This is a genomic window from Streptomyces sp. NPDC101219 (assembly GCF_044767675.1).
Taxonomy (GTDB): domain Bacteria; phylum Actinomycetota; class Actinomycetes; order Streptomycetales; family Streptomycetaceae; genus Streptomyces.
The window spans coordinates 145,585-164,977 of the sequence record NZ_JBIWOK010000004.1 but is presented as its reverse complement, the minus strand read 5'-3'; the positions used below and the strand labels follow the sequence as shown (position 1 = coordinate 164,977).

At 74.0% G+C, this 19,393-nt stretch carries 19 protein-coding genes; 11 read left to right on the top strand and 8 right to left on the bottom strand.

Translation table 11 applies throughout. The features are described 5' to 3' along the window. The first annotated feature begins 300 nt into the window (after positions 1–300). Both ACIRPP_RS09455 and ACIRPP_RS09450 read left to right on the top strand, forming a co-directional pair. Entirely contained in the window at positions 301–1,098 is a 798-nt protein-coding gene (locus tag ACIRPP_RS09455) for a 3-hydroxybutyrate dehydrogenase (RefSeq protein WP_403639435.1), read from the top strand. Positions 1,099–1,196: 98 nt separating this feature from the next. Further along, positions 1,197–2,585, top strand: a complete 1,389-nt coding sequence (locus tag ACIRPP_RS09450) for an MFS transporter (RefSeq protein ID WP_403639433.1) — start codon at positions 1,197–1,199, stop codon at positions 2,583–2,585. Positions 2,586–2,691: 106 nt separating this feature from the next. On the opposite strand, the gene ACIRPP_RS09445 is transcribed toward ACIRPP_RS09450, so the two are convergent. Together ACIRPP_RS09445 and ACIRPP_RS09440 are read right to left on the bottom strand one after the other, a co-directional pair. Beyond that, positions 2,692–3,459 carry a sulfite exporter TauE/SafE family protein gene (locus ACIRPP_RS09445; protein WP_403639431.1) on the bottom strand — a complete coding sequence of 256 codons (768 nt, stop codon included), beginning with the start codon at positions 3,457–3,459 and terminating at the stop codon, positions 2,692–2,694. Positions 3,460–3,615: 156 nt separating this feature from the next. Continuing rightward, positions 3,616–3,876, bottom strand: a complete 261-nt coding sequence (locus ACIRPP_RS09440) for a GlsB/YeaQ/YmgE family stress response membrane protein (protein WP_164334660.1) — start codon at positions 3,874–3,876, stop codon at positions 3,616–3,618. A 245-nt stretch (positions 3,877–4,121) separates the two neighbouring features. On the opposite strand from ACIRPP_RS09440, the gene ACIRPP_RS09435 reads away from it, so the two are divergent. The 4 genes from ACIRPP_RS09435 to ACIRPP_RS09420 all read left to right on the top strand — a co-directional run bounded on the left by ACIRPP_RS09435 (position 4,122) and on the right by ACIRPP_RS09420 (position 7,393). Further along, a complete protein-coding gene (locus tag ACIRPP_RS09435; protein WP_403639429.1) occupies positions 4,122–4,823 on the top strand; it encodes a transcriptional regulator in 702 nt (233 codons plus the stop codon). Continuing rightward, positions 4,820–5,797, top strand: a complete 978-nt coding sequence (locus tag ACIRPP_RS09430) for a pyridoxal-phosphate dependent enzyme (RefSeq protein WP_403639427.1) — start codon at positions 4,820–4,822, stop codon at positions 5,795–5,797. Before ACIRPP_RS09435 ends, ACIRPP_RS09430 begins: the two co-directional genes overlap by 4 nt. 183 nt (positions 5,798–5,980) lie before the next feature. After that, positions 5,981–6,340, top strand: a complete 360-nt coding sequence (locus ACIRPP_RS09425) for a cupin domain-containing protein (RefSeq protein ID WP_164332477.1) — start codon at positions 5,981–5,983, stop codon at positions 6,338–6,340. A 207-nt stretch (positions 6,341–6,547) separates the two neighbouring features. Then, on the top strand, positions 6,548–7,393 hold the full coding sequence (locus ACIRPP_RS09420; protein ID WP_403639425.1) for a class I SAM-dependent methyltransferase: 846 nt from the start codon (positions 6,548–6,550) through the stop codon (positions 7,391–7,393). Between the two features lie 236 nt (positions 7,394–7,629). Here the strand turns inward: ACIRPP_RS09420 and ACIRPP_RS09415 are convergent, their stop codons facing one another. The 5 genes from ACIRPP_RS09415 to ACIRPP_RS09395 all read right to left on the bottom strand — a co-directional run bounded on the left by ACIRPP_RS09415 (position 7,630) and on the right by ACIRPP_RS09395 (position 12,909). Then, entirely contained in the window at positions 7,630–8,994 is a 1,365-nt protein-coding gene (locus ACIRPP_RS09415) for a VWA domain-containing protein (protein ID WP_403639423.1), read from the bottom strand. Then, on the bottom strand, positions 8,991–9,848 hold the full coding sequence (locus ACIRPP_RS09410) for a MoxR family ATPase (protein WP_164338460.1): 858 nt from the start codon (positions 9,846–9,848) through the stop codon (positions 8,991–8,993). Before ACIRPP_RS09410 ends, ACIRPP_RS09415 begins: the two co-directional genes overlap by 4 nt. A 147-nt stretch (positions 9,849–9,995) precedes the next feature. Then, positions 9,996–10,658, bottom strand: coding sequence for a lactate utilization protein C (locus ACIRPP_RS09405; RefSeq protein ID WP_403639421.1), 663 nt, complete (start codon positions 10,656–10,658; stop codon positions 9,996–9,998). Continuing rightward, complete coding sequence (locus ACIRPP_RS09400; protein WP_403639419.1) at positions 10,655–12,157, bottom strand: LutB/LldF family L-lactate oxidation iron-sulfur protein; 1,503 nt, start codon at positions 12,155–12,157, stop codon at positions 10,655–10,657. The genes ACIRPP_RS09405 and ACIRPP_RS09400 overlap by 4 nt, the downstream gene beginning before the upstream one ends. Continuing rightward, positions 12,154–12,909: a (Fe-S)-binding protein gene (locus tag ACIRPP_RS09395; RefSeq protein ID WP_403639417.1), complete on the bottom strand. Its 756-nt coding sequence runs from the start codon at positions 12,907–12,909 to the stop codon at positions 12,154–12,156. The genes ACIRPP_RS09400 and ACIRPP_RS09395 overlap by 4 nt, the downstream gene beginning before the upstream one ends. A gap of 262 nt (positions 12,910–13,171) precedes the next feature. On the opposite strand from ACIRPP_RS09395, the gene ACIRPP_RS09390 reads away from it, so the two are divergent. From ACIRPP_RS09390 to ACIRPP_RS09375, 4 genes are read left to right on the top strand one after another with little or no spacing between them, the layout of a single operon-like run. Then, positions 13,172–14,473: an alpha/beta fold hydrolase gene (locus tag ACIRPP_RS09390; protein ID WP_403639416.1), complete on the top strand. Its 1,302-nt coding sequence runs from the start codon at positions 13,172–13,174 to the stop codon at positions 14,471–14,473. Between the two features lie 57 nt (positions 14,474–14,530). Continuing rightward, the gene (locus tag ACIRPP_RS09385; RefSeq protein WP_403639414.1) at positions 14,531–15,280 is read left to right on the top strand and encodes a PIG-L deacetylase family protein; all 750 of its coding nucleotides are present in this window, start codon (positions 14,531–14,533) and stop codon (positions 15,278–15,280) included. A gap of 5 nt (positions 15,281–15,285) precedes the next feature. Continuing rightward, on the top strand, positions 15,286–16,227 hold the full coding sequence (gene sigJ / locus ACIRPP_RS09380) for an RNA polymerase sigma factor SigJ (protein WP_403640080.1): 942 nt from the start codon (positions 15,286–15,288) through the stop codon (positions 16,225–16,227). A gap of 50 nt (positions 16,228–16,277) precedes the next feature. Continuing rightward, positions 16,278–17,105: a pentapeptide repeat-containing protein gene (locus ACIRPP_RS09375; protein WP_403639412.1), complete on the top strand. Its 828-nt coding sequence runs from the start codon at positions 16,278–16,280 to the stop codon at positions 17,103–17,105. Here the strand turns inward: ACIRPP_RS09375 and ACIRPP_RS09370 are convergent. Beyond that, positions 17,067–18,590, bottom strand: coding sequence for a cytochrome P450 (locus ACIRPP_RS09370; protein WP_403639410.1), 1,524 nt, complete (start codon positions 18,588–18,590; stop codon positions 17,067–17,069). The genes ACIRPP_RS09375 and ACIRPP_RS09370 overlap by 39 nt on opposite strands. 126 nt (positions 18,591–18,716) lie before the next feature. Here ACIRPP_RS09370 and ACIRPP_RS09365 point away from each other — a divergent pair, with 126 nt between their 5' ends. Further along, positions 18,717–19,325, top strand: coding sequence for a TetR/AcrR family transcriptional regulator (locus ACIRPP_RS09365; RefSeq protein ID WP_403639408.1), 609 nt, complete (start codon positions 18,717–18,719; stop codon positions 19,323–19,325). Positions 19,326–19,393 lie beyond the last annotated feature (68 nt).

Sequence of the window (19,393 nt, the reverse complement as noted above, 5' to 3'; positions counted from 1 at the left end):
GGGTTCCGGCTCCGGGGTGAGGGAGGCGCTCGCCGCTATGACGAAGCGGCCGACGGGTGGCGGCACCGGGTGCCCGCCGGGTCGACGGTGCCGGCCGGCGGGAACGGCGGTGCGCGGCGGGCGGTCCGGTGGCGCCCCTCGAGGGCCGTTCGGCGCCGCGGCAGCCCCGCCACGACCGCCGTGTGGCCCGCATCACTGTCATATCGCCCGTTCCCTGGTTCTGTCACCTACAGAACGCGCCACCGCTGTGTAGGTCCCATACATAGGTGTGGGAGGCAGGTGTCCGTACTGTTTCCGGCCATGACGAGCGAACTCCCCTCTCCTCCCGCCCTTGCGGCGCCGCAAGGTGCCGGTGTCGATCTGACGTCCCGGGCCGCCCTGGTCACCGGCGGCGGCAGCGGCATCGGCAAGGCGTGCGCCGCCGCGCTGGCCGCGGCGGGTGCCACGGTGCACGTGGTCGACCGGGACGCCGACGCGGCCAAAGCGGTCGCCGCGGACATCGGCGGGGAGGCGCACGTCGTCGACCTGGCCGACCCGACGGCCCTCGACGCGCTGCCGGCCGAGATCGACATCCTGGTCAACAACGCCGGGCTGCAGCACGTCGCGCCGCTGACCGAGTTCCCGCCGGACCGGTTCGACCTCATCCAGCAGGTGATGGTCACCGCCCCGTTCCTGCTGATGCGCCGCAGCCTGCCGCACATGTACGCGCGCGGCTGGGGCCGGCTGATCAACATCTCCAGCGTGCACGGCCTCCGGGCCAGCGCCTACAAGTCGGCCTACGTCGCCGCCAAGCACGCCCTGGAGGGGCTGAGCAAGGTGGCCGCGATCGAGGGCGCCCCGCACGGCGTCACCAGCAACTGCATCAACCCGGGCTATGTCCGCACCCCGTTGGTGGAGAACCAGATCCGCGACCAGGCCGCCGCCCACGGCATCAGCCCCGGTGACGTCCTGACCACCGTGCTGCTGACCCGTTCCCCCGTGAAGCGGCTGCTGGAGGCGGACGAGGTCGCCGCCGCCGCGCTGTGGCTGTGCTCCGGCCACAGCAGCTGCGTCACCGGCATCTCCCTGCCCCTCGACGGCGGCTGGACCGCCACCTGACCCACCGCCCAGGACACCGCACGTCCGCCGCACCGTCCCCCTGACCCGCCCCCCACACCGTCCCCGCAACCGCACCTCATCCGAGAATCGGTGAACCCATGACCGAGACCCCACCCGCCAAGCAGGGCGAGTCCCGCTCCGGCATCGCCCGCATCGTCGGCGCCAGCCTGATCGGCACGACCGTCGAGTGGTACGACTTCTTCCTCTACGGATCCGCCGCCGCGCTGGTGTTCAACACCCTGTTCTTCCCCAGCAGCGACCCGCTGGTGGGGACCCTGCTCGCCTTCATGACGTACGCGATCGGATTCCTGGCCCGGCCGATCGGCGGCATGGTCTTCGGGCACTTCGGCGACAAGATCGGCCGCAAGAAGCTGCTGGTGCTCAGCCTGCTCATGATGGGCGGCGCCACCTTCGCCATGGGTCTGCTGCCCACCTACGGCACCATCGGTGTGGGCGCCCCGATCCTGCTGACCGTGCTGCGTCTGATCCAGGGCTTCGCGCTGGGCGGTGAGTGGGGCGGTGCCGTGCTGATCGTCTCCGAGCACGGGGGCGACAAGCACCGCGGTTTCTGGGCCTCCTGGCCGCAGTGCGGCGTCCCCGCGGGCAACCTGCTGGCCACCGCCGTCCTCGCGGTGCTGGCCTCCGTGCAGTCCGAGGCCGCCTTCCAGTCCTGGGGCTGGCGCATCCCGTTCCTGCTGTCCGGCGTCCTGGTCGTGATCGGCCTGTGGATCCGCGTCTCGGTGTCCGAGTCTCCGGTCTTCCTCGCCGCCCAGGCCAAGGCCGAGGCGGAGGCCGCCAAGGGCGCCAAGGAGGAGCCGCCCGTCATCGAGGTGTTCCGCCGCAGCTGGCGCGAGGTGCTCGGGGCCATCGGCGTCCGTTTCGGCGAGAACATCTCGTACTACATCGTGACCTCCTTCCTGCTGGTCTACGTCACCACCCACCTGGACCTGCCGAAGAGCACCGCGCTGAACGCCGTCCTGATCGCCTCCGCCGTCCACTTCCTCACCATCCCGATGTGGGGCGCGCTGTCCGACCGGATCGGCCGGCGGCCGGTGACCCTGATCGGGGCGGTCGGCATGGCCGCCTGGGCGTTCGCCTTCTTCACCCTGGTCGACTCGGAGTCGTTCCTCGTCATCACCTTCTCGGTCACCGTGGGCATGCTGCTGCACGGCGCGATGTACGGGCCGCAGGCCGCCTTCATCTCCGAGATGTTCGACACCAAGGTCCGCTACTCCGGGGCGTCGGTGGGCTCCCAGCTCGCCTCGATCCTGGCCGGTGCGCTCGCCCCGATCATCGCCGTCGAACTGCTGCGGCGTTTCGGTTCGTCCACGCCCATCGCGCTGTACCTCTCCGCGTCGGCGGTGATCACCGCGATCACCGTGCTCGTCATCAAGGAGACCCGCGGCCGTGACTTGACCGTCTCGCTCTCCGAGGCGGTGCCGGAACGGAAGCCGGGCACCTCGGTCCGCAGCGGCGAGCGGGTCTGACCGGCCCCTCCACGCGCTGCGTCGGCGCCCCGCGCCGGCCCCCGGGTTCACGAGCCCCGGGGGCCGGAGCGGGGCGCTCGTCGTCCGCCGGGTGCGCTGCCGTCCGTCAGCGCAGGAGCAGTTGGACGATGGCGAGGGAACCCACCACGACGATGAAGACGCGCAGCGCGAACGGTGGGAGACGCCGCCCGACCTTCGCGCCCACCTGGCCGCCGATCGCCGACCCCACCGCGATGAGGAGCACGGCCGTCCAGTCGAAGTCGGCGACGAACAGGAAGAACAGGGCGGCGATGGTGTTGACGACGGCCGCGAGGACGTTCTTGACGGCGTTGAGGCGCTGCAGGGTGTCGTCGAGCAGCATGCCCATCAGGGAGAGGTAGATGATCCCCTGGGCCGCCGTGAAGTAGCCGCCGTAGACGCTCGCGAGGAGGAGCCCGCCGAAGAGGACGGGCCCGCCGTCGGCCCGCGCGGACGTGCCGTTGCGGGCGCGGTGCCGCTGCACGCGCGCGGAGATGCGGGGCTGGAGCACCACCAGGACGAGGGCCAGCGCGACCAGGACGGGCACGATCGTCTCGAACGCGGTCGAGGGCAGGGTGAGCAGCAGCATCGCCCCGGCGAGCCCGCCGGCCGCGGCGGCGATCCCCAGCCGCAGGACGAGACGGCGCTGGCCCGCGAGTTCCTGCCGGTATCCGATGGCGCCGCTGACCGATCCTGGGATCAGCCCCAGCGCGTTGGACACCGTGGCGGTCACCGGCGGCAGCCCGGTGGCGAGCAGCACCGGGAACGTGATCAGGGTTCCCGACCCCACGATGGTGTTGATGGTGCCGGCGCCGATACCGGCGGCGAAGACCGCCAGTGACTCCCAGATGGACAACGCCATCTCCTTCACGATCGCGTGGACGCCTCCCCGCCGTGCAGGGTCGAGGGGCCGCACCGATCATGCACGAGCGGTGCCCGCGGACTTCGAGGGGGGCCGCCCGGCATGGCGACAGCCCCGTCCGTGGGGCCGGACGGGGCTGTGCTCGGGGTGTCAGGCGCGTCGCCGGGCCCACATGGGGGTGATGAGGGCGATGAGCACGGCCGCGATACCGATCTGGAAGATGTGGCGGATCCAGTCGATGCCGCCCGTGTCCCGCACGCCGAACGCGCTCGCGAGTCCGTTGCCGGCGACGGCACCGATGATGCCCAGGATGACGGTCAGCCACAGCGGGATCGGCTGACGTCCCGGAACGACCAGCTTGGCCAGCAGACCGATGATCAGCCCCGCGATGATGGCCCAGAGGAACGACACGGCATCTCCTTCCGTTCAGGTGCCCGGTTCGGGCACCACTCCGCGTGCCCGTGTAAGGACGGCGTAAGCATCCGGTGCCGCAACAATTCAGGCGGACGGTTCCGCTCCTGGACTGTTCGTCCAGCTGTTGGACGGATAGTCTGGCCTCAGGGCCTGTGCCCGGCCTGCCTCCGCGGGTGCCCGCGGAGGAGGGGACGATGCCGAGGGGCGGCACGGGAAGCGCCGAGTGCCGGAGGGAGCGCGCCATGCCGGACGACGACCGCAGCCGGTCCGCCGAGCGGGACGCGATCCTCGCCGCGCTGACGCCCCTCGTCGACGGCCTGGCCACCACGTTCGGGCCGGTCTGCGAGGTGGTGCTGCACGACTACCGCCGCCCGGAGGAATCGGTCGTCGCCGTGGCCGGCTCGGTCACCGGACGGTCCGTGGGCGGGGCGATGAGCGGGATCGGCCTGCGGATGCGCGCCCTCGGCGACGAGGCGGCCGACGACCTCAACTACCGCACCCGCACCGCGACCGGGCAACTGGTGAAGTCCTCCACCATGCTGCTGCGGGACTCCGGCGGCGCGGTCTTCGGCGCCCTGTGCGTCAATGTCGACGTCACCGCACTCGACCGGGTGCAGCACCTCCTCGGCGCGCTGGCCGGTCCCGCGAGCGGCCGGACCGACCCCCCGACGACCGTGTTCGCCGACGGCATCGACGCCGTGGTGGAGGCGGTCGTCGACGCCCGGGCGTGCCACGGGTACCGCGACTGGGCGCAACTCGACGGCACCGAGCGGGTACGGCTCTTCCGCGACCTCGACGAGCGCGGCGTCTTCACCGTCCGCAGGGCGGTCGAGCAGGTCGCCACCCGGCTCGGCATCTCCCGTGCCTCCGCCTACACCTACCTCTCCCGGGCCCGCGGCACGTCCCGGACGTCCGGCCCCACCCCATCCGGAGGTACCGCGTGACGACCACGACCCCGCCCGTCACCCTCGACGACATCCGCCATGCCGCGGAGCGCCTGTGGGGCGTCGCCCACCGCACCCCGGTCCTGCGCTCCCGCACCCTGGACGCACTGGTGGGCGCCGAAGTGCACCTGAAGTGCGAGAACTTCCAGCGGGGCGGCGCCTTCAAGTTCCGCGGCGCCTACCACGCCGCATCCCGCCTCAGCCCGGAGCAACTGTCCCGGGGCATCGCCGCCTACTCGTCCGGCAACCACGCCCAGGCCGTCGCCCTGGCCGCCCGCGAACTCGGCACCACCGCCCTCATCGTCATGCCCGAGGACGCCCCGCGCTCCAAGCGGGCGGCCACCGAGGGGTACGGCGCCGAGGTCGTCACCTACGACCGCTACACCGGCGACCGCGTCGCGCTGGCCGAGACGCTGGCCGTCGAGCGCGGACTCACCGTCGTCCCGCCGTACGACCACCCCGACGTCATCGCCGGGCAGGGCACGGCCGCACTCGAACTCCTCGACGAGACGGGCGGGCTGGACCTCCTGATCGCACCGGTCGGCGGCGGCGGACTGATCGCCGGAGCGGCCACCGCCGTGAAGGGCCTGCACCCCCATGCCCAGGTGATCGGCGTCGAGCCGGAGACCGGGGACGACACCCTGCGGTCGCTGCGGGAGGGCCGGCGCGTCAGCATCCCGGTCCCGCGCACCATCGCCGACGGCCAGGCGCTGCAGACTCCTGGCGAGTTGACGTTCTCCGTCAACCGCAGGCTGCTCGACGGCATCGTGCTGGTCGGCGACGACGAGATCCGTGAGGCGATGCGTTTCGCCTTCGAGCGGCTGAAGACCGTCCTGGAGCCGAGCGGCGCGACCGGGCTGGCCGCCCTGCTCACCGGCCGGGCCGGGCCGCTCCCGGAGCGGGTGGGGGTGATTGTCTCCGGTGGCAACGTCGACGCGGAGCGGTTCGCCCGGCTCTGCGGCCCCGACGCCTGACGCCGCGGTCCGGACCTGCGGCCCGGGCGCCTGACTCGCGCTCCGGACCTGCGGTGTCACCCGAATGGCGGCCTCCGGTGGACAGGCGGACGATGGAGTGATGGGGCCCGGCCCCGCCGGTGCCGTCGTGTCGGACGGAGGCCGGACCCGGCCGCTTCAGCGACGGCCGGAAGGAGAAGGGTCATGATGGAGGTCAAGACGCTGGACAAGCCGGACGAGCGGCGCGACTTTCCGCGCGGCCACCTCGAAGCCGTGCACCTGACGGGTCTGGACTTCGCCGTGGCCACCTTCGAGCCGGGATGGCGCTGGTCGGAGTCGGTCGGCCCCATCGCGGGCACCGACAGCTGCATGGTCCACCACAACGGCTTCGTCGTGCAGGGCCGCATGCACATCCGGATGGACGACGGCGCCGAGGGCGAGGTGGGCCCCGGCGACGTCTTCGTCTGCCCGCCCGGTCACGACGCGTGGGTCGTCGGCGACGAGCAGGTGGTCGTGCACGACTTCGCGGGCGCCATGGCCCAGACGTACGCGAAGGCCGACTGAGGTCCGGCCCCGCGTGACCCGGTCGGGGGAGCGGACGCCCCGGCCGGCCCGCGGGGCCGACGCCGTCCACGGCGCCCGGTGGGACGCGTCCCGCCCGAGGTGCCGTGGGCGTCCCGCGGCAGCCCGGAGGGGGTGCGGCCCGGTGCGGCCGGGGCCACTGCCGGGCCCGATGCCGAGAGACTCCCGAGGCTCCCGAGGAGGGCAGCCATGACGAACGTGATGGACACGACCCAGGCCGACCGTGCGCTGAAGGCGAAGCACCGGGCGATGTGGGCCCAGGGCGACTACCCGGCGGTGGCCGCTGAACTGATCCCCGGACTCGGGGCGGTGCTGGTGGAGGCGTGCGGCGTCGGCCCCGGCGACCGGGTGCTGGACGTCGCGGCCGGCACCGGCAACGCGGCGATCCCCGCCGCCCTGGCGGGCGCCGAGGTGGTGGCGTCCGACCTGACCCCCGAACTGCTCGAGACCGGGCGGCGGTTGGCGGAGGAACGGGGCGCTCGGCTGAGCTGGGAGACCGCCGACGCCGAGGCGCTGCCCTACGAGGACGCCTCCTTCGACACCGTCCTGTCCTGCGTCGGCGTCATGTTCGCCCCGCACCACCGGGCCGCCGCCGACGAACTGCTGCGGGTCTGCCGGCCCGGTGGCACCATCGGCCTGGTGAGCTGGACACCCGAGGGGTTCATCGGCCGGATGCTGGCCACGCTGAAGCCGTACGCCCCGCCGCCCCCGCCCGGTGCGCAGCCGCCCCCGCTGTGGGGCGACGAGAACCACGTCCGTGAGCTGCTGGGCGACCGGATCACCGACGTGACGGCCGAGCGCCGCACGCTCGTGGTGGACCGACTGGGCTCGCCCGAGGAGTTCCGGGACTTCTTCAAGACCCGCTACGGGCCGGTGATCAGCGTCTACGCCTCCCTCGCCGACGACCCCGGACGGACCGCCGCCCTGGACCGCGACCTGGCCGACCTGGGCCGCCGGCACGACCGCGGCGGCGAGGGCGAGGGGACGGTACTGGACTGGGAGTACCTGCTGTTCACGGCCCGCAGGATTGTCTGAGCCGGGCGGTGGGACCGGCCCGCAGGACCGTCTGAGCACCCGGCCGGAGGGGCCGGCCCTCAGGCCCGTCCGAACGCCCGGCCGACGGGATCGGTCCGCGCCCGCAGGACGGCCCGAACACCCGGCCGGTGGGACCGGCCCGCCATACCGGCCAGGCACGCGACCAGTGTCACACCGGCGCCTCCGGCACCCGTCGCCTCCGGCACCCGGCGGCTCCGGCACCCGGCTGCCGCCGGTCACACCGGCAGCAGCCGTCCCACCAGGTCGCTCAGCCGGCGGACACTGCGGCACTCGTGCATCTCGACCAAGGACGCGTACTCGGGTGCCGCCGAGTCGCCCGTGCCCCACAGGCTGCGCGGCTCGGGGTTGAGCCAGTGCACCCGCCGGGCCCGCCGGACCAGTTCGCGGACGGCCGGGAGGTTCGGGTCGGCCATGTTGGTGCGGGCGTCGCCCAGGACGAACACGGTGGTGCGGGCGCCGACGGCGTCGGCGTACCGGTCGGTGAACTCGCCCAGCGCCGTGCCGTAGTCGCTGCTGCCGTGCCAGCCGGTGAGGGCCGCCTCGTCGCGGATGCGCAGCCCCAGCCCCTCCGGGTCGGCGGCGCCGCGCACCAGCAGGCCGGTCACCTCGTCGATCCGGTTGACGAAGGCGAACACGCGGACCTTGGAGAACTCGTCGTGCAGCGCCTGCACCAGCAGCATCGTGAAGTCCGAGAACCCGGACACCGACCCCGACACGTCGCACAGCAGCACCAGTTCGGGCCGGGCCGGCCGCCGCCGGCGCAGCACGGGACGCATCGGCACCCCGCCGGTGGACAGCGACCCGCGCAGCGTCCGGCGCAGATCGATGGTGCCGCGCGCGGCCCGGCGGCGCCGGGCAGCCAGCCGCGTGGCCAGCTTCCGGGCCAGGGGCCGTACCGTCCTGCGCAGTTCGGCCAGTTGGTCCTTCCTGGCGAACAGGAAGTCGACCCGGTCGGCGGTCGGGGGCACCGCGCGCCGCGCGATCTCGTCCCGGCCCCGCCGCTCCGCGACCCGGCGCCGCGCCTCGGCGGTCACCATCCGGCGGAACTCCTCGATCCGGCGGCGGATCTCGTCCTCCAGCAGCCGGTCGCCAAAGCCCGTGCCGCCGCCCCGCGCCCGCACCTCGTCGCGCACCCGCGCGAGCAGGGTCTGCGGGCGCAGCCGGTCCAGGGTCTGGTACGACGACCAGCCGTCCGCCCCCGGTGAACCCCCGTAGCCGCCGAAGCCGTCGACGGCCTCCGCCGCCAGCCGGCCCATCAGCGCGGTGTCGTCGTCGGCGAGCGCGGCGGCCAGCCGGTCCCGCAGGGCGTCCCGGTCGGCGGGGCCGCCGCCGGGTGCGCCGACGCCGCGCGGAAAGTACAGGTCGAAGACCGCGTCGAACAGCGGCCGTTGACCGGTGTGGTGCAGCAGCGTCGCCGCCAGGCCCTCGCGCAGCTGCTCGCGTCCGGCGAGCCCGAGCGTCTCCACCGCGCGCGCCGCGTCCACCGTCTCGCCGGTGCCGACGCGGACACCGTGCGAGCGGAGCGCGGCGGCCAGGCCGGTCAGGCGCTCCGTGAGCCCGGAGTCCGAGGGGGCGTTCACACGGCGTCCAGGTCGAGCTTGGCCGCCGCCTTCTGCACGTCGTCCTGGTGCTTGAGGACCACGCCCAGACTGTCCCGGACGACCGTCTCGTCGAGGGTGCCGGCGCCCAGCGCCAGCAGGGTGCGGGCCCAGTCCACGGTCTCGGCGACCGACGGCGCCTTGCGCAGGTCCATGGCGCGCAGCGCCCCCACCACCCGGACGACGGACTCGGCCAGCGCCGCGTCCAGGCCGGGCACCCGGAGGCGGACGATGCGCCGCTCCAGTTCCGGCTCGGGGAAGCCGATGTGCAGGAACAGGCAGCGGCGGCGCAGCGCCTCGGACAGTTCACGGGTGGCGTTGGAGGTCAGGACGACGAAGGGCCGGCGGGTGGCGGTGACGGTGCCCAGCTCGGGCACGGTGACCTGGAAGTCGCTGAGCACCTCCAGGAGCAGGCCCTCCACCTCGACGTCCGCCTTGTCGGTCTCGTCGATGAGCAGCACCTTGGGGTCGTCCCCGCGGATCGCGGTCAGCAGCGGGCGGGGGAGGAGGAACTCCTCGCTGAAGATGTCCGTGCGCGCCTCGTCCCAGCCCTCGCCCTGCCCGGCGCTGATGCGCAGCAGCTGCTTGGCGTGGTTCCACTCGTACAGCGCCCGGGCCTCGTCGACGCCCTCGTAGCACTGCAGGCGCACCAGCCGGGCGTCGCCGGCCCGGGCGACGGCCTTGGCGAGTTCGGTCTTGCCGACCCCGGCGGGGCCCTCCACCAGCAGGGGCTTGCCCAGGCGGTCAGCGAGGAAGACGGTGGTGGCGACCGCGGGCGAGGCGAGATATCCGGCCTCGGCGAGGCGCGCGGAGACGTCGTCGACGGAAGTGAACAACGCGAGGACCTCCGGCTGGGCGGGAACGGCGGCATCGGGCACCCGCGAAGGTGCCCGGACCTATCCAAGCGCTTGCTCACCCTTCTGTCACGGGGTCTCCCGGGGTCTCCTGCCCGCACCCGGTGACCGGGGCGGGCCGGACGGGGCTCAGCCGTCCACCAGCACGACCTCCAGGGTGCGCGGCCCGTGCACCCCCTCCACCCGGTCCAGCTCGATGTCGCTGGTCGCCGAGGGACCGGAGATCCAGGTCAGCGGCCGCGCCGGGTCGAGCCGCTCCAGGGCCCGCGGGACGGAGGCGACGACCTGCCCGGGGACCCGCACCACGCAGATGTGGTGGTCGGGCACCAGGGTGATCCGGCGCCGCCCCTGGCCGGGGGAGCCGTCCAGCACGATCGTGCCGGTCTCGGCGACGGCGACCGCGCAGCCGGTCACCACGCTGTCGGCCCGGTCCAGTTCCCGGGCGGTGCTCTCCGCCCGGTCCGCCACCCGGGTCACCGCGGACGCCGCGAGCCAGCGCTCGTCCAGTCCGGGCGGCACCAGCACCGACCGCGCTCCGCGCGCCGCGAGCAGTCCCGCGACCACCCCGGGCAGCGCGTCGGCGGTGCACCGGTGGACGACCGCGCGGTAGTCGGCCAGATTCTCCGCGAGCAGGTCGGTCAGCTCCCCGGCGGTGCGCTCCCCGTGCTCGCGCAGGTAGGCGCGGTCCACCTCCCGCTCGTACCGGGACGGCTCACCGGGGGACGTGCCGTCCGCCGGGATGTCGGCCAGGGCGCGCCGCACCCGGCCCAGGATCAGGTCCCTGCTGCTCACGGTGCGCCGTCCTTCCCGCCGTGGGTGCGCTGCCACCAGTCCCGGAACGGCTCCTGCGGGACGGGCGGCAGGTCCCGCGTCCCGCTCCACGCCCGGCCGGGCCCCGGCAGGGTGCGGGGATGGAGGCGGCGGGTGCGGGAGGTGAGGCGCTGCCCGGTGCGCAGGACCCCCGGCCGGCCGAACGCCCAGCGGGCCGCCCGCATCGCCGCGCGTTCCGCCGCGTGCCCCTTGGCGGGCCGCAGCACCACCTTGTTGCCGTCCCGGGTGGCCGTACCGCCCTGCACCACCCGCTCCCGCAGGTGCACCAGCACCTCGGGGATGTCGATGGCGACCGGGCAGACCTCGTAGCACGCCCCGCACAGCGACGAGGCGTACGGCAGCGAGGCGTCGAGCTCACTGGCGGTGCCCCGCAGCTGCGGGCCCAGGATCGCGCCGATCGGGCCCGGGTACACGGAGCCGTAGGAGTGGCCGCCGGCCCGCTCGTACACCGGGCACACGTTGAGGCAGGCCGAGCAGCGGATGCAGCGCAGCGCCTGGCGGCCCACCTCGTCGGCGAGGGTGTCGCTGCGGCCGTTGTCCAGCAGCACCACATGGAAGGCGCGCGGGCCGTCGTCGTCCGAACGGCCCGTCCACATCGACGTGTACGGATTCATGCGCTCGGCGGTCGACGAGCGGGGCAGGATCTGCAGGAACACCTCCAGGTCCCGCCAGGTCGGCACGACCTTCTCGATGCCGACCACCGAGATCAGCGTCTCGGGCAGGGTCAGGCACATCCGCCCGTTGCCCTCGGACTCGACCACCACCAGGGTGCCGGTCTCCGCGACCGCGAAGTTCGCGCCCGAGATGCCGACCTTGGCGCGCAGGAACTTCTCCCGCAGGTGCAGCCGGGCGGCCTCGGCGAGGTCGGCGGGGGAGTCGGTCAGCCCGTCGGGAGCGGGCCGCCCCCACGCGGCCATCTCGCGGGCGAAGATCTCCCGGATCTCGCCGCGGTTGCGGTGGATCGCCGGGACCAGGATGTGGGAGGGCCGGTCCCGGCCCAACTGCACGATCAGCTCCGCCAGATCGGTCTCGTAGGCGCGGATGCCCGCCGCTTCGAGCGCCTCGTTCAGACCGATCTCCTGGGTGGCCATCGACTTGACCTTGACGACCTCGCGCTCGCCGGTCTTCCGCACCAGCGCGGTCACGATCCGGTTCGCCTCGTCGGCGTCGGCGGCCCAGTGGACGGTGCCGCCCGCCGCGGTGACCGACTCCTCCAGCCGCACCAGGTAGTGGTCGAGGTGACGGAGCGTGTGGTCCTTGATCCGCCGCCCGGCCTCGCGCAGCTCCGCCCAGTCCGCCACCTCCGCGACGGCCGCCGCACGCTTGGCGCGGATGGTGTGTGTGGCGTGCCGCAGATTGCCGCGCAGCCGTGTGTCGTGCACGGCCTCCCGTGCGGCCTCCGGAAAGGCGGGGGGAGCGGGCGGGGCGGCCGCCGGCATCCCGAGAAACGTCCCCTTCATACGGCCGGGTCCTCCTCCGTGCTCGCCAGGATCTCCGCCAGGTGCACCGGCCGCAGCCCGGACCGCAGCCTGGTCATGGTGCCGCCGATGTGCATCAGACAGGAGTTGTCCGCCGCGCACAGCACCTCGGCGCCCGTCGACTCGGCGTGGCGCACCTTGTCCGCGCCCATCGCCGCCGACACGTCGGCGTTCTTCACGGCGAACGTGCCGCCGAAGCCGCAGCACTCCTCGGCCCCCGGCAGCCCGACCAGCTCCAGCCCCTTCACCGCCTCCAGCAGCCGCCGGGGCCGTTCCCCCAACCCCAGGGAGCGCAGCCCGTGACAGGTCGGGTGGTAGGTGACGGTGTGCGGGTACCAGGCGCCGACGTCCGTCACGCCCAGCACGTCCACCAGGAACTCGGTGAGCTCGTACGTCCGGGGCACCACCGGCGCCAGGGCCACTGCGAGGGAGTCCCCGCGGCCCTCCGCACGGGCCCGCTCACCCAGCCGCGGATACAGCTCCCGCACCATCGCCCCGCACGATCCGGACGGTGTCACGACCGCCTCGTAGGCCCGGAACACCTCGGCGAACCGCAGCGCCAGCGGCTCCGCCTCGTGCCGGTAGCCGGTGTTGTAGTGCGCCTGCCCGCAGCAGGTCTGCCCCATCGGGAAGTCCACGTCCACGCCGAGCCGGGTCAGCAGCTTCACCACGGCCCGCCCGGTCCCGGGATACAGCGTGTCGTTGACGCAGGTCAGGAACAGGGCGACACGCATCGCGGCTCCTCGTGGATCGGTCGTCGGGCGCCTGGGCAGGGTAGTCCGCGCGGGCGGGCCGGGGGGAGACCTGCTCGGCCCGTGGCGAGCCGGTTCCCGGGCCGCCCCGCCACGGGCAGGCCGGTGCATGCCCGGTCCGCCGTTCCGGCCCGGCCAGCCGCTGACCGAGGCCGCAAGAATGTCATGATCCGGGCTCGTTGGCCGCAGGAATGTGTGCTGGACTGGGGCGCGGACCGATCATTCCTCCGTCCCTGGAGCTCCCTTGACCGTCAGCTACCGTCAGCCCGGCGTCGTCCTCACCGACCACCGCTTCACCGTGCCCCTCGACCACGACGACCCCTCGGGGGAGACGATCGAGCTGTTCGCGCGGGAAGTCGTGGCCCGGGACCGGGTGGGCCGGGACCTGCCGTGGCTGCTGTACCTCCAGGGCGGCCCCGGCTTCGGGGCGAACCGTTTCATCGGCAAGCAGGCGTGGCTCGGCCGGGCCCTGCAGGACCACCGCGTCCTGCTCCTCGACCAGCGGGGCACCGGCAACTCCACCCCCGTCAACCGGCAGACCCTGCCGCTGCGCGGCGGCCCCGCCGAACAGGCCGCCCATCTCACCCGCTTCCGCGGCGACTCCATCGTGCGGGACTGCGAGGCGATCCGGCCGCAGGTCACCGGCGGCGCCCCCTGGAGCGTCCTCGGCCAGTCCTTCGGCGGCTTCTGCACGGTCACCTACCTCTCCCTCGCGCCCGAGGGCCTGGACCAGGCCCTGATCACCGGCGGACTGCCCTCCCTGGACGCCCACGCCGACGACGTGTACCGGGCCGCCTACCCGCGCACCGAACGCAAGGTCGCCGCCCACTACGCCCGCTACCCCCAGGACGTCGAACGCGCCCGCCGCATCGCCGACCACCTCCTCACCCACGACGTGGTCCTGCCGTCCGGCTACCGGCTCACCGTCGAGGCGTTCCAGAGCCTCGGCGTGCTGCTGGGCAGCGGCGACGGCAGCCACCGCCTGCACTACCTGCTGGAGGACGCCTTCGTCCGCACCCCCTCCGGTCCCGCCCTGTCCGACGCCTTCCAGGAACAGGTCCAGGGCCTGCTGTCGTACGCCGGGCACCCCCTCTACGCACTGATCCACGAGTCGATCTACGCCCAGGACGCCCGGCCCACCGCCTGGTCGGCGGAGCGGGTGCGGTCGGAGTTCCCGCAGTTCGACGCGGCCAAGACGCTCGCCGGCGACGAGCCGCTGCTGTTCACCGGGGAGACCGTGCACCCCTGGCTGTTCGACTGCGACCCGGCGCTGCGCCCGCTGCGCGAGACCGCCGGACTGCTCGCCGCGCGCACCGACTGGAGCCCCCTGTACGACCCGGCCCGCCTCGCAGCCAACGAGGTGCCGGTCGCCGCGGCCGTCTACCACGACGACCTGTACGTCGACACGGCACACTCGCTCGCCACCGCCCGCGCGATCCGCGGCCTGCGCACCTGGGTCACCGACGAGTTCGAGCACGACGGCGTCCGCGCCGGCGGCCCGCGCGTCCTGGACCGCCTGCTCGCCCTGGCCCGCGACGACGTCTGACAACCGCCCGAAACGGCACCCCGTGCGCTGTCGGTGGTCCGCGTTAGTCTGCGGAGCATGACCGAGCCGACGATCAGTCAACTGCAGCCCATGCCCGACGACTGGCAGCGCGCCCTCGCCGTGGTCGCCCACCCGGACGACCTCGAGTACGGCTGCTCGGCGGCGATCGCCACCTGGACCGACGCCGGCCGCGAGGTGGCCTACGTGCTGGCCACCCGCGGCGAGGCCGGCATCGACACGCTCGACCCGGAGCGCTGCGGCCCGCTGCGGGAGCGTGAGCAGCGGGCCAGTGCCCGGGTGGTCGGGGTGTCGGAGGTGCAGTTCCTTGACCACCGGGACGGAACCATCGAGTACGGCCCGGCCCTGCGCCGGGACATCGCGGCGGCGATCCGCCGCCACCGCCCGGAGCTGGTCATCACCCTCAACCACCGGGACACCTGGGGCGGCACCCACTGGAACACCCCCGACCACGTGGCCGTCGGACGCGCCACGCTGGACGCGGCCGGGGACGCGGGCAACCGGTGGATCTTCCCCGAACTGACCGAGCAGGGCCTCGAACCCTGGGACGGGGTCCGCTGGGTCGCCGTCGCCGGCTCGCAGACCCCGACGCACGCCGTGGACGCCGGCGCCGGGATGGAGCGCGCGGTGCGCTCCCTGCTCGAACACCGCGCCTACATCGAGGCGCTGACCGACGAGGACCCGGAGACGTACGTCCGCGGCTTCCTGATCCCCTTCGCCCGGGAGACGGGCAAGCGGTTCGGCGACGGCGACCGTCCCGCGGTCGCCTTCGAAGTGTTCCCCCGGTGACCCCGGTGACCCCGGTGACCCCGGTGGCCCCGGTGCCCCCGGAGCGCGGCGACGGCACCGCGCTGGCGCGGCGCTTCGAGGAGCACCGCGGACACCTGCGGGCGGTCGCCTACCGGATGCTCGGCTCCCTGGCCGAGGCGGAGGACGCCGTCCAGGAGGCCTGGCTGAGGCTCGCCCGCACGGACGACCCGGACACCATCGCCAACCTGGGCGGCTGGCTGACGACCGTGACCGGCCGCATCTGCCTGGACCTGCTGCGTTCGCGCGCCGCGCGCCGGGAGCAGCCCATCGACGAGACCTTCGTGCCCGACCCGGTGCTGCTGCCCCTCCCGGGGCCCGACGACCCCGAACACCAGGCGCTGCGCGCCGACTCGGTGGGCGTGGCCATGCTCGTCGTCCTGGAGCGGCTGACGCCGGACGAGCGGCTGGCGTTCGTCCTGCACGACCTGTTCGCCGTGCCGTTCGACGACATCGCCCCCGTCGTGGACCGCAGCCCGGCCGCCACCCGGCAGCTCGCCGGCCGCGCCCGCCGCCGGGTCAGGGACGCCGAACCCGCCTCCGACCCGGACCCCGGACGGCAGAAGGAGGTCCTCGACGCCTTCATGGCCGCCTCGCGCGGCGGCGACTTCGACGCCCTGGTCGCCGTGCTCCACCCGGACGTGGTGCTGCGCGCCGACGCGGGCGCCCTGGTCCGGGGAGCGGCGGCGTCCAAGGCGCTGCGGGGTGCGCGGCCGGTCGCCGAGTCGGCGCTGCTGTTCGCCCGGTACAACGCGGCGGCGCGGACGGTCCTGGTCAACGACGCGCTCGGCCTGATCAGCGTCGGCGACGACGGGACGGTCCGGTCGGTCATGTCCGTCACCGTCGCCGACGGCCGCATCACCGGCATGTACATCCTCGCCGACCCGGCCCGGCTGGAACGGCTCGCGGTGCCGCCGGGACAGGGCTGAGCGGCGGCCGGCGCCCGGGCGCCGGCCGCCGCCTCCGTATGCTGGGGCCCATGCGAGAACAGGCGGCCGGCCGGCCGGAACTGCGCGGGGACTGCGCCCGGTGCTTCGGGCTGTGCTGTGCGGCCCTGCCGTTCACCGCCTCGGCCGACTTCGCCGTGGACAAGGCGGCCGGGACCCCGTGCGGGCATCTGCGCCCGGATCACCGCTGCGGCATCCACGACCGGCTCCGTCAGGAGGGCTTCAGCGGCTGCACCGTCTATGACTGCTTCGGCGCGGGCCAGCGGGTCTCCCAGGTCACCTTCGGCGGCCGGGACTGGCGGGGCGGCCCACCGGAGCGGGCCCGCCGGATGTTCGACGTGTTTCCCGTGGTGCGGCAGCTGCACGAACTGCTCTGGTATCTGACCGAGGCGCTGGCCCTGCCCGCCGCCCGCCCGGTCCACGACGACCTGCGCCGGGCGCTCGCGGAGACCGAGCACCTCGCCCTCGGCAGCCCGGAGGACCTCGCCGCCCTCGACGTCGGCGCCCACCGCCGGGCCGTCGACGTGCTGCTGCGGGCCAGCGAGCTGACCCGGGCGGGCGTGCGGGGGCGCCGCAGGGACCGCCGGGGCGCGGACCTGATGGGCGCCCGCCTCAAGGGGGCCGACCTGCGCGGGGTCAGTCTGCGGGGCGCCCTGCTGATCGCGGCCGACCTCACCGGGGCCGACCTGCGGGGTGCCGACCTGATCGGTGCCGACCTGCGGGACACCGACCTCACCGACGCCGACCTGACCGGTGCCTTCTTCCTCACCCAGCCGCAGGTCCAGGCCGCCCGGGGGAGTGCCGGTACGAGACTGCCCGGGTCACTCACCCGTCCCGCGCACTGGGCACCGGCCGTCTGACGGGGCGCCGGCGCCGTCCCGGGCCCGGGGGACGGCGGGGGCGGTCCGCCGCTCGGGGCGCAGCCGCAGACCGTCCGGCATCAGGGTGAGCCGCTCCGTGACCCGCAGCCGGTAGTCCGGGTCCGGGTGCAGGTCGTAGCGGCGCAGCAGCAGCCCGAGCACCAGCGTCGCCTCGTGCAGCGCGAACTGCCGCCCGATGCAGGCGCGCGCACCGGTCCCGAACGGTTTGTAGGTGTGCGGGGGCCGGGACCGCACCGCCTTGGGGTCGAAGCGGTCCGGGTCGAAGCGGTCGGCGTCCGGTCCCCACACCTCGGGGTCCCGGTGCAGCATGGGCGTGAGCACCAGCGTCCACGCACCCTGCCGCATCGGGTGCTCCCCGGCCAGCACGGTGTCCCGGGTCGCCTCCCGCGCGTAGGCGGGCGCGGTCGGCCACAGCCGCAGCGACTCGTCCAGGATCCGGCGGACGTACCGCAGGCGGGCCACCTGCGCGTAGCCGGGAACGGCGGTCCCGCCCCAGACCGCGTCCACCTCGGCGCGGGCGCGGGCCGCGACGTCCGGGTGCCGGGCGAGGTGGTGCAGGGCGAAGGACAGCGCGCCGGAGGTCGTCTCGTGGCCCGCGACCAGGAAGGTGATGACCTGGCGGCGGACGTTCTCCGCCGACAGCCGTTCCCCGGTGACGGGGTGCGCCGTGTCGAGCATCCGGTCGAGCAGGTCGCCGTCCCCGCCGCCCTCGGCCCGCCGGGTGCGGACGACCTCGTCGACGATGCGGTTCAGGCGGGCGATGTCGGCCGCGTTGCGGCGGCCCGCCCGGCGCAGCAGCAGCGGCACCAGCGGGCCGGGCACGCTGTTGAGGCGCTGGGCGTAGGTGAGCGTGCCGACCATGGAGGTGACGAACGGGTGCGGGCGGGCCCGCTCGAAGGAGCCGAAGTCGTGGCCGAAACCGGTGCGGGCGATGGTCTCCAGGGTCAGCTTCGTCATGTCGCCGGGCACGTCCACCGTGCGGCCCTGCTCCGCCGCGCGGTCCCAGTGGGCGGTCAGCCGCTCGGCCACGGCCAGCATCATCGGGTGATAGCCGGCCATCGCCTCCCGGTGGAAACCAGGGGCGAGAACGTCGTGCGCCAGCTGCCAGTTGGGTTCGTGGTTGTACGCGGTGAACAGTCCGTCGCCGGCCACCGGCCGCAGGTTGGCGACGCCCAGCCCGACGTGCTTGGCGAAGCGCGACTCGTCGGCCAGGTCGGCGACCAGCCGGGCGCCCCAGGTGAACACGAACTCCTTGCCGAAGGCGTTGCGCCGGAAGATCGGGCCGAGCCGGTGCGCGTAGCGGAGGGTGTCCTGGAGCGGGGTGCGACGGCTCGCGCCGACGAGGTCGCCGGCCAGCGGGAGGCGGTACGGCGGGTGCGGGATGCGGCGCAGCTCGGGCCAGCCCAGCTCGGCGCTGCGGAACCCCCTCGGCAGGGGCCGGGTGCCGTCCGTCGTCTCCGCCATGACGCGATCTCCTTCGGGCGAGCGCCGTGGACGCGCGCTGTGCGAGCCGGATCGTGTTGTACGCGAGTTCAATAGTGCCGTTCAGTCTGGTCCGGTCGCTGAACCGGCGTCAAGTACAGTGCGGGAATGGCCGCGAACCAGGCTGGGCGCACCCGCCGCCGGCTCTCCACCGCGGAGCGCCGCGAGCAGCTTCTGTCGGTCGGCGCGCGGCTGTTCTCCGACCGCCCCTACGACGAGGTGTGGATCGAGCAGGTCGCGGAGATCGCCGGTGTCTCGCGGGGGCTGCTGTACCACTACTTCCCGGCGAAGCGGGACTTCTTCGCCGCGGTGGTGGAGCGCGAGAGCGAGCGGATGCTGCGCATGACGGCCGCGGTCCCGGGCGTCCCGGTCCGCGAGCAGCTCGCCGCCGGACTCGGTGCGTATCTGGAGTACGTCCGGGAGCACGCGCACGGCTATCGCGCCTTCCACCGGGCGGACGCGGCGGGGGACGTGGCCGTGCGCCGGGTCTACCAGCGGGCCCTGGCCGCGCAGGAGCGGCAGATCCTGGCCGCCCTCGCCGCGGACCCGGAGTTCGGCCCGCTGCTGGAGCAGCGCCCGGAAACGCGGCTGGCCGTGCGCGGCTGGCTGGCCTTCACCACGGCGGTGTGCCTGGAGTGGCTGCGCGGTTCGGAGCTGAGTCGTGAGCAGGTGCAGGAGCTGTGCGCCCGGGCGCTGCTCGGTGTGCTGACTCCCTGACTCCTTGACGCCCTGACTCCCTGAAACGTTCCTGTGAGGATCGTGCGCGGTGGTTGGCGCACCCCTCG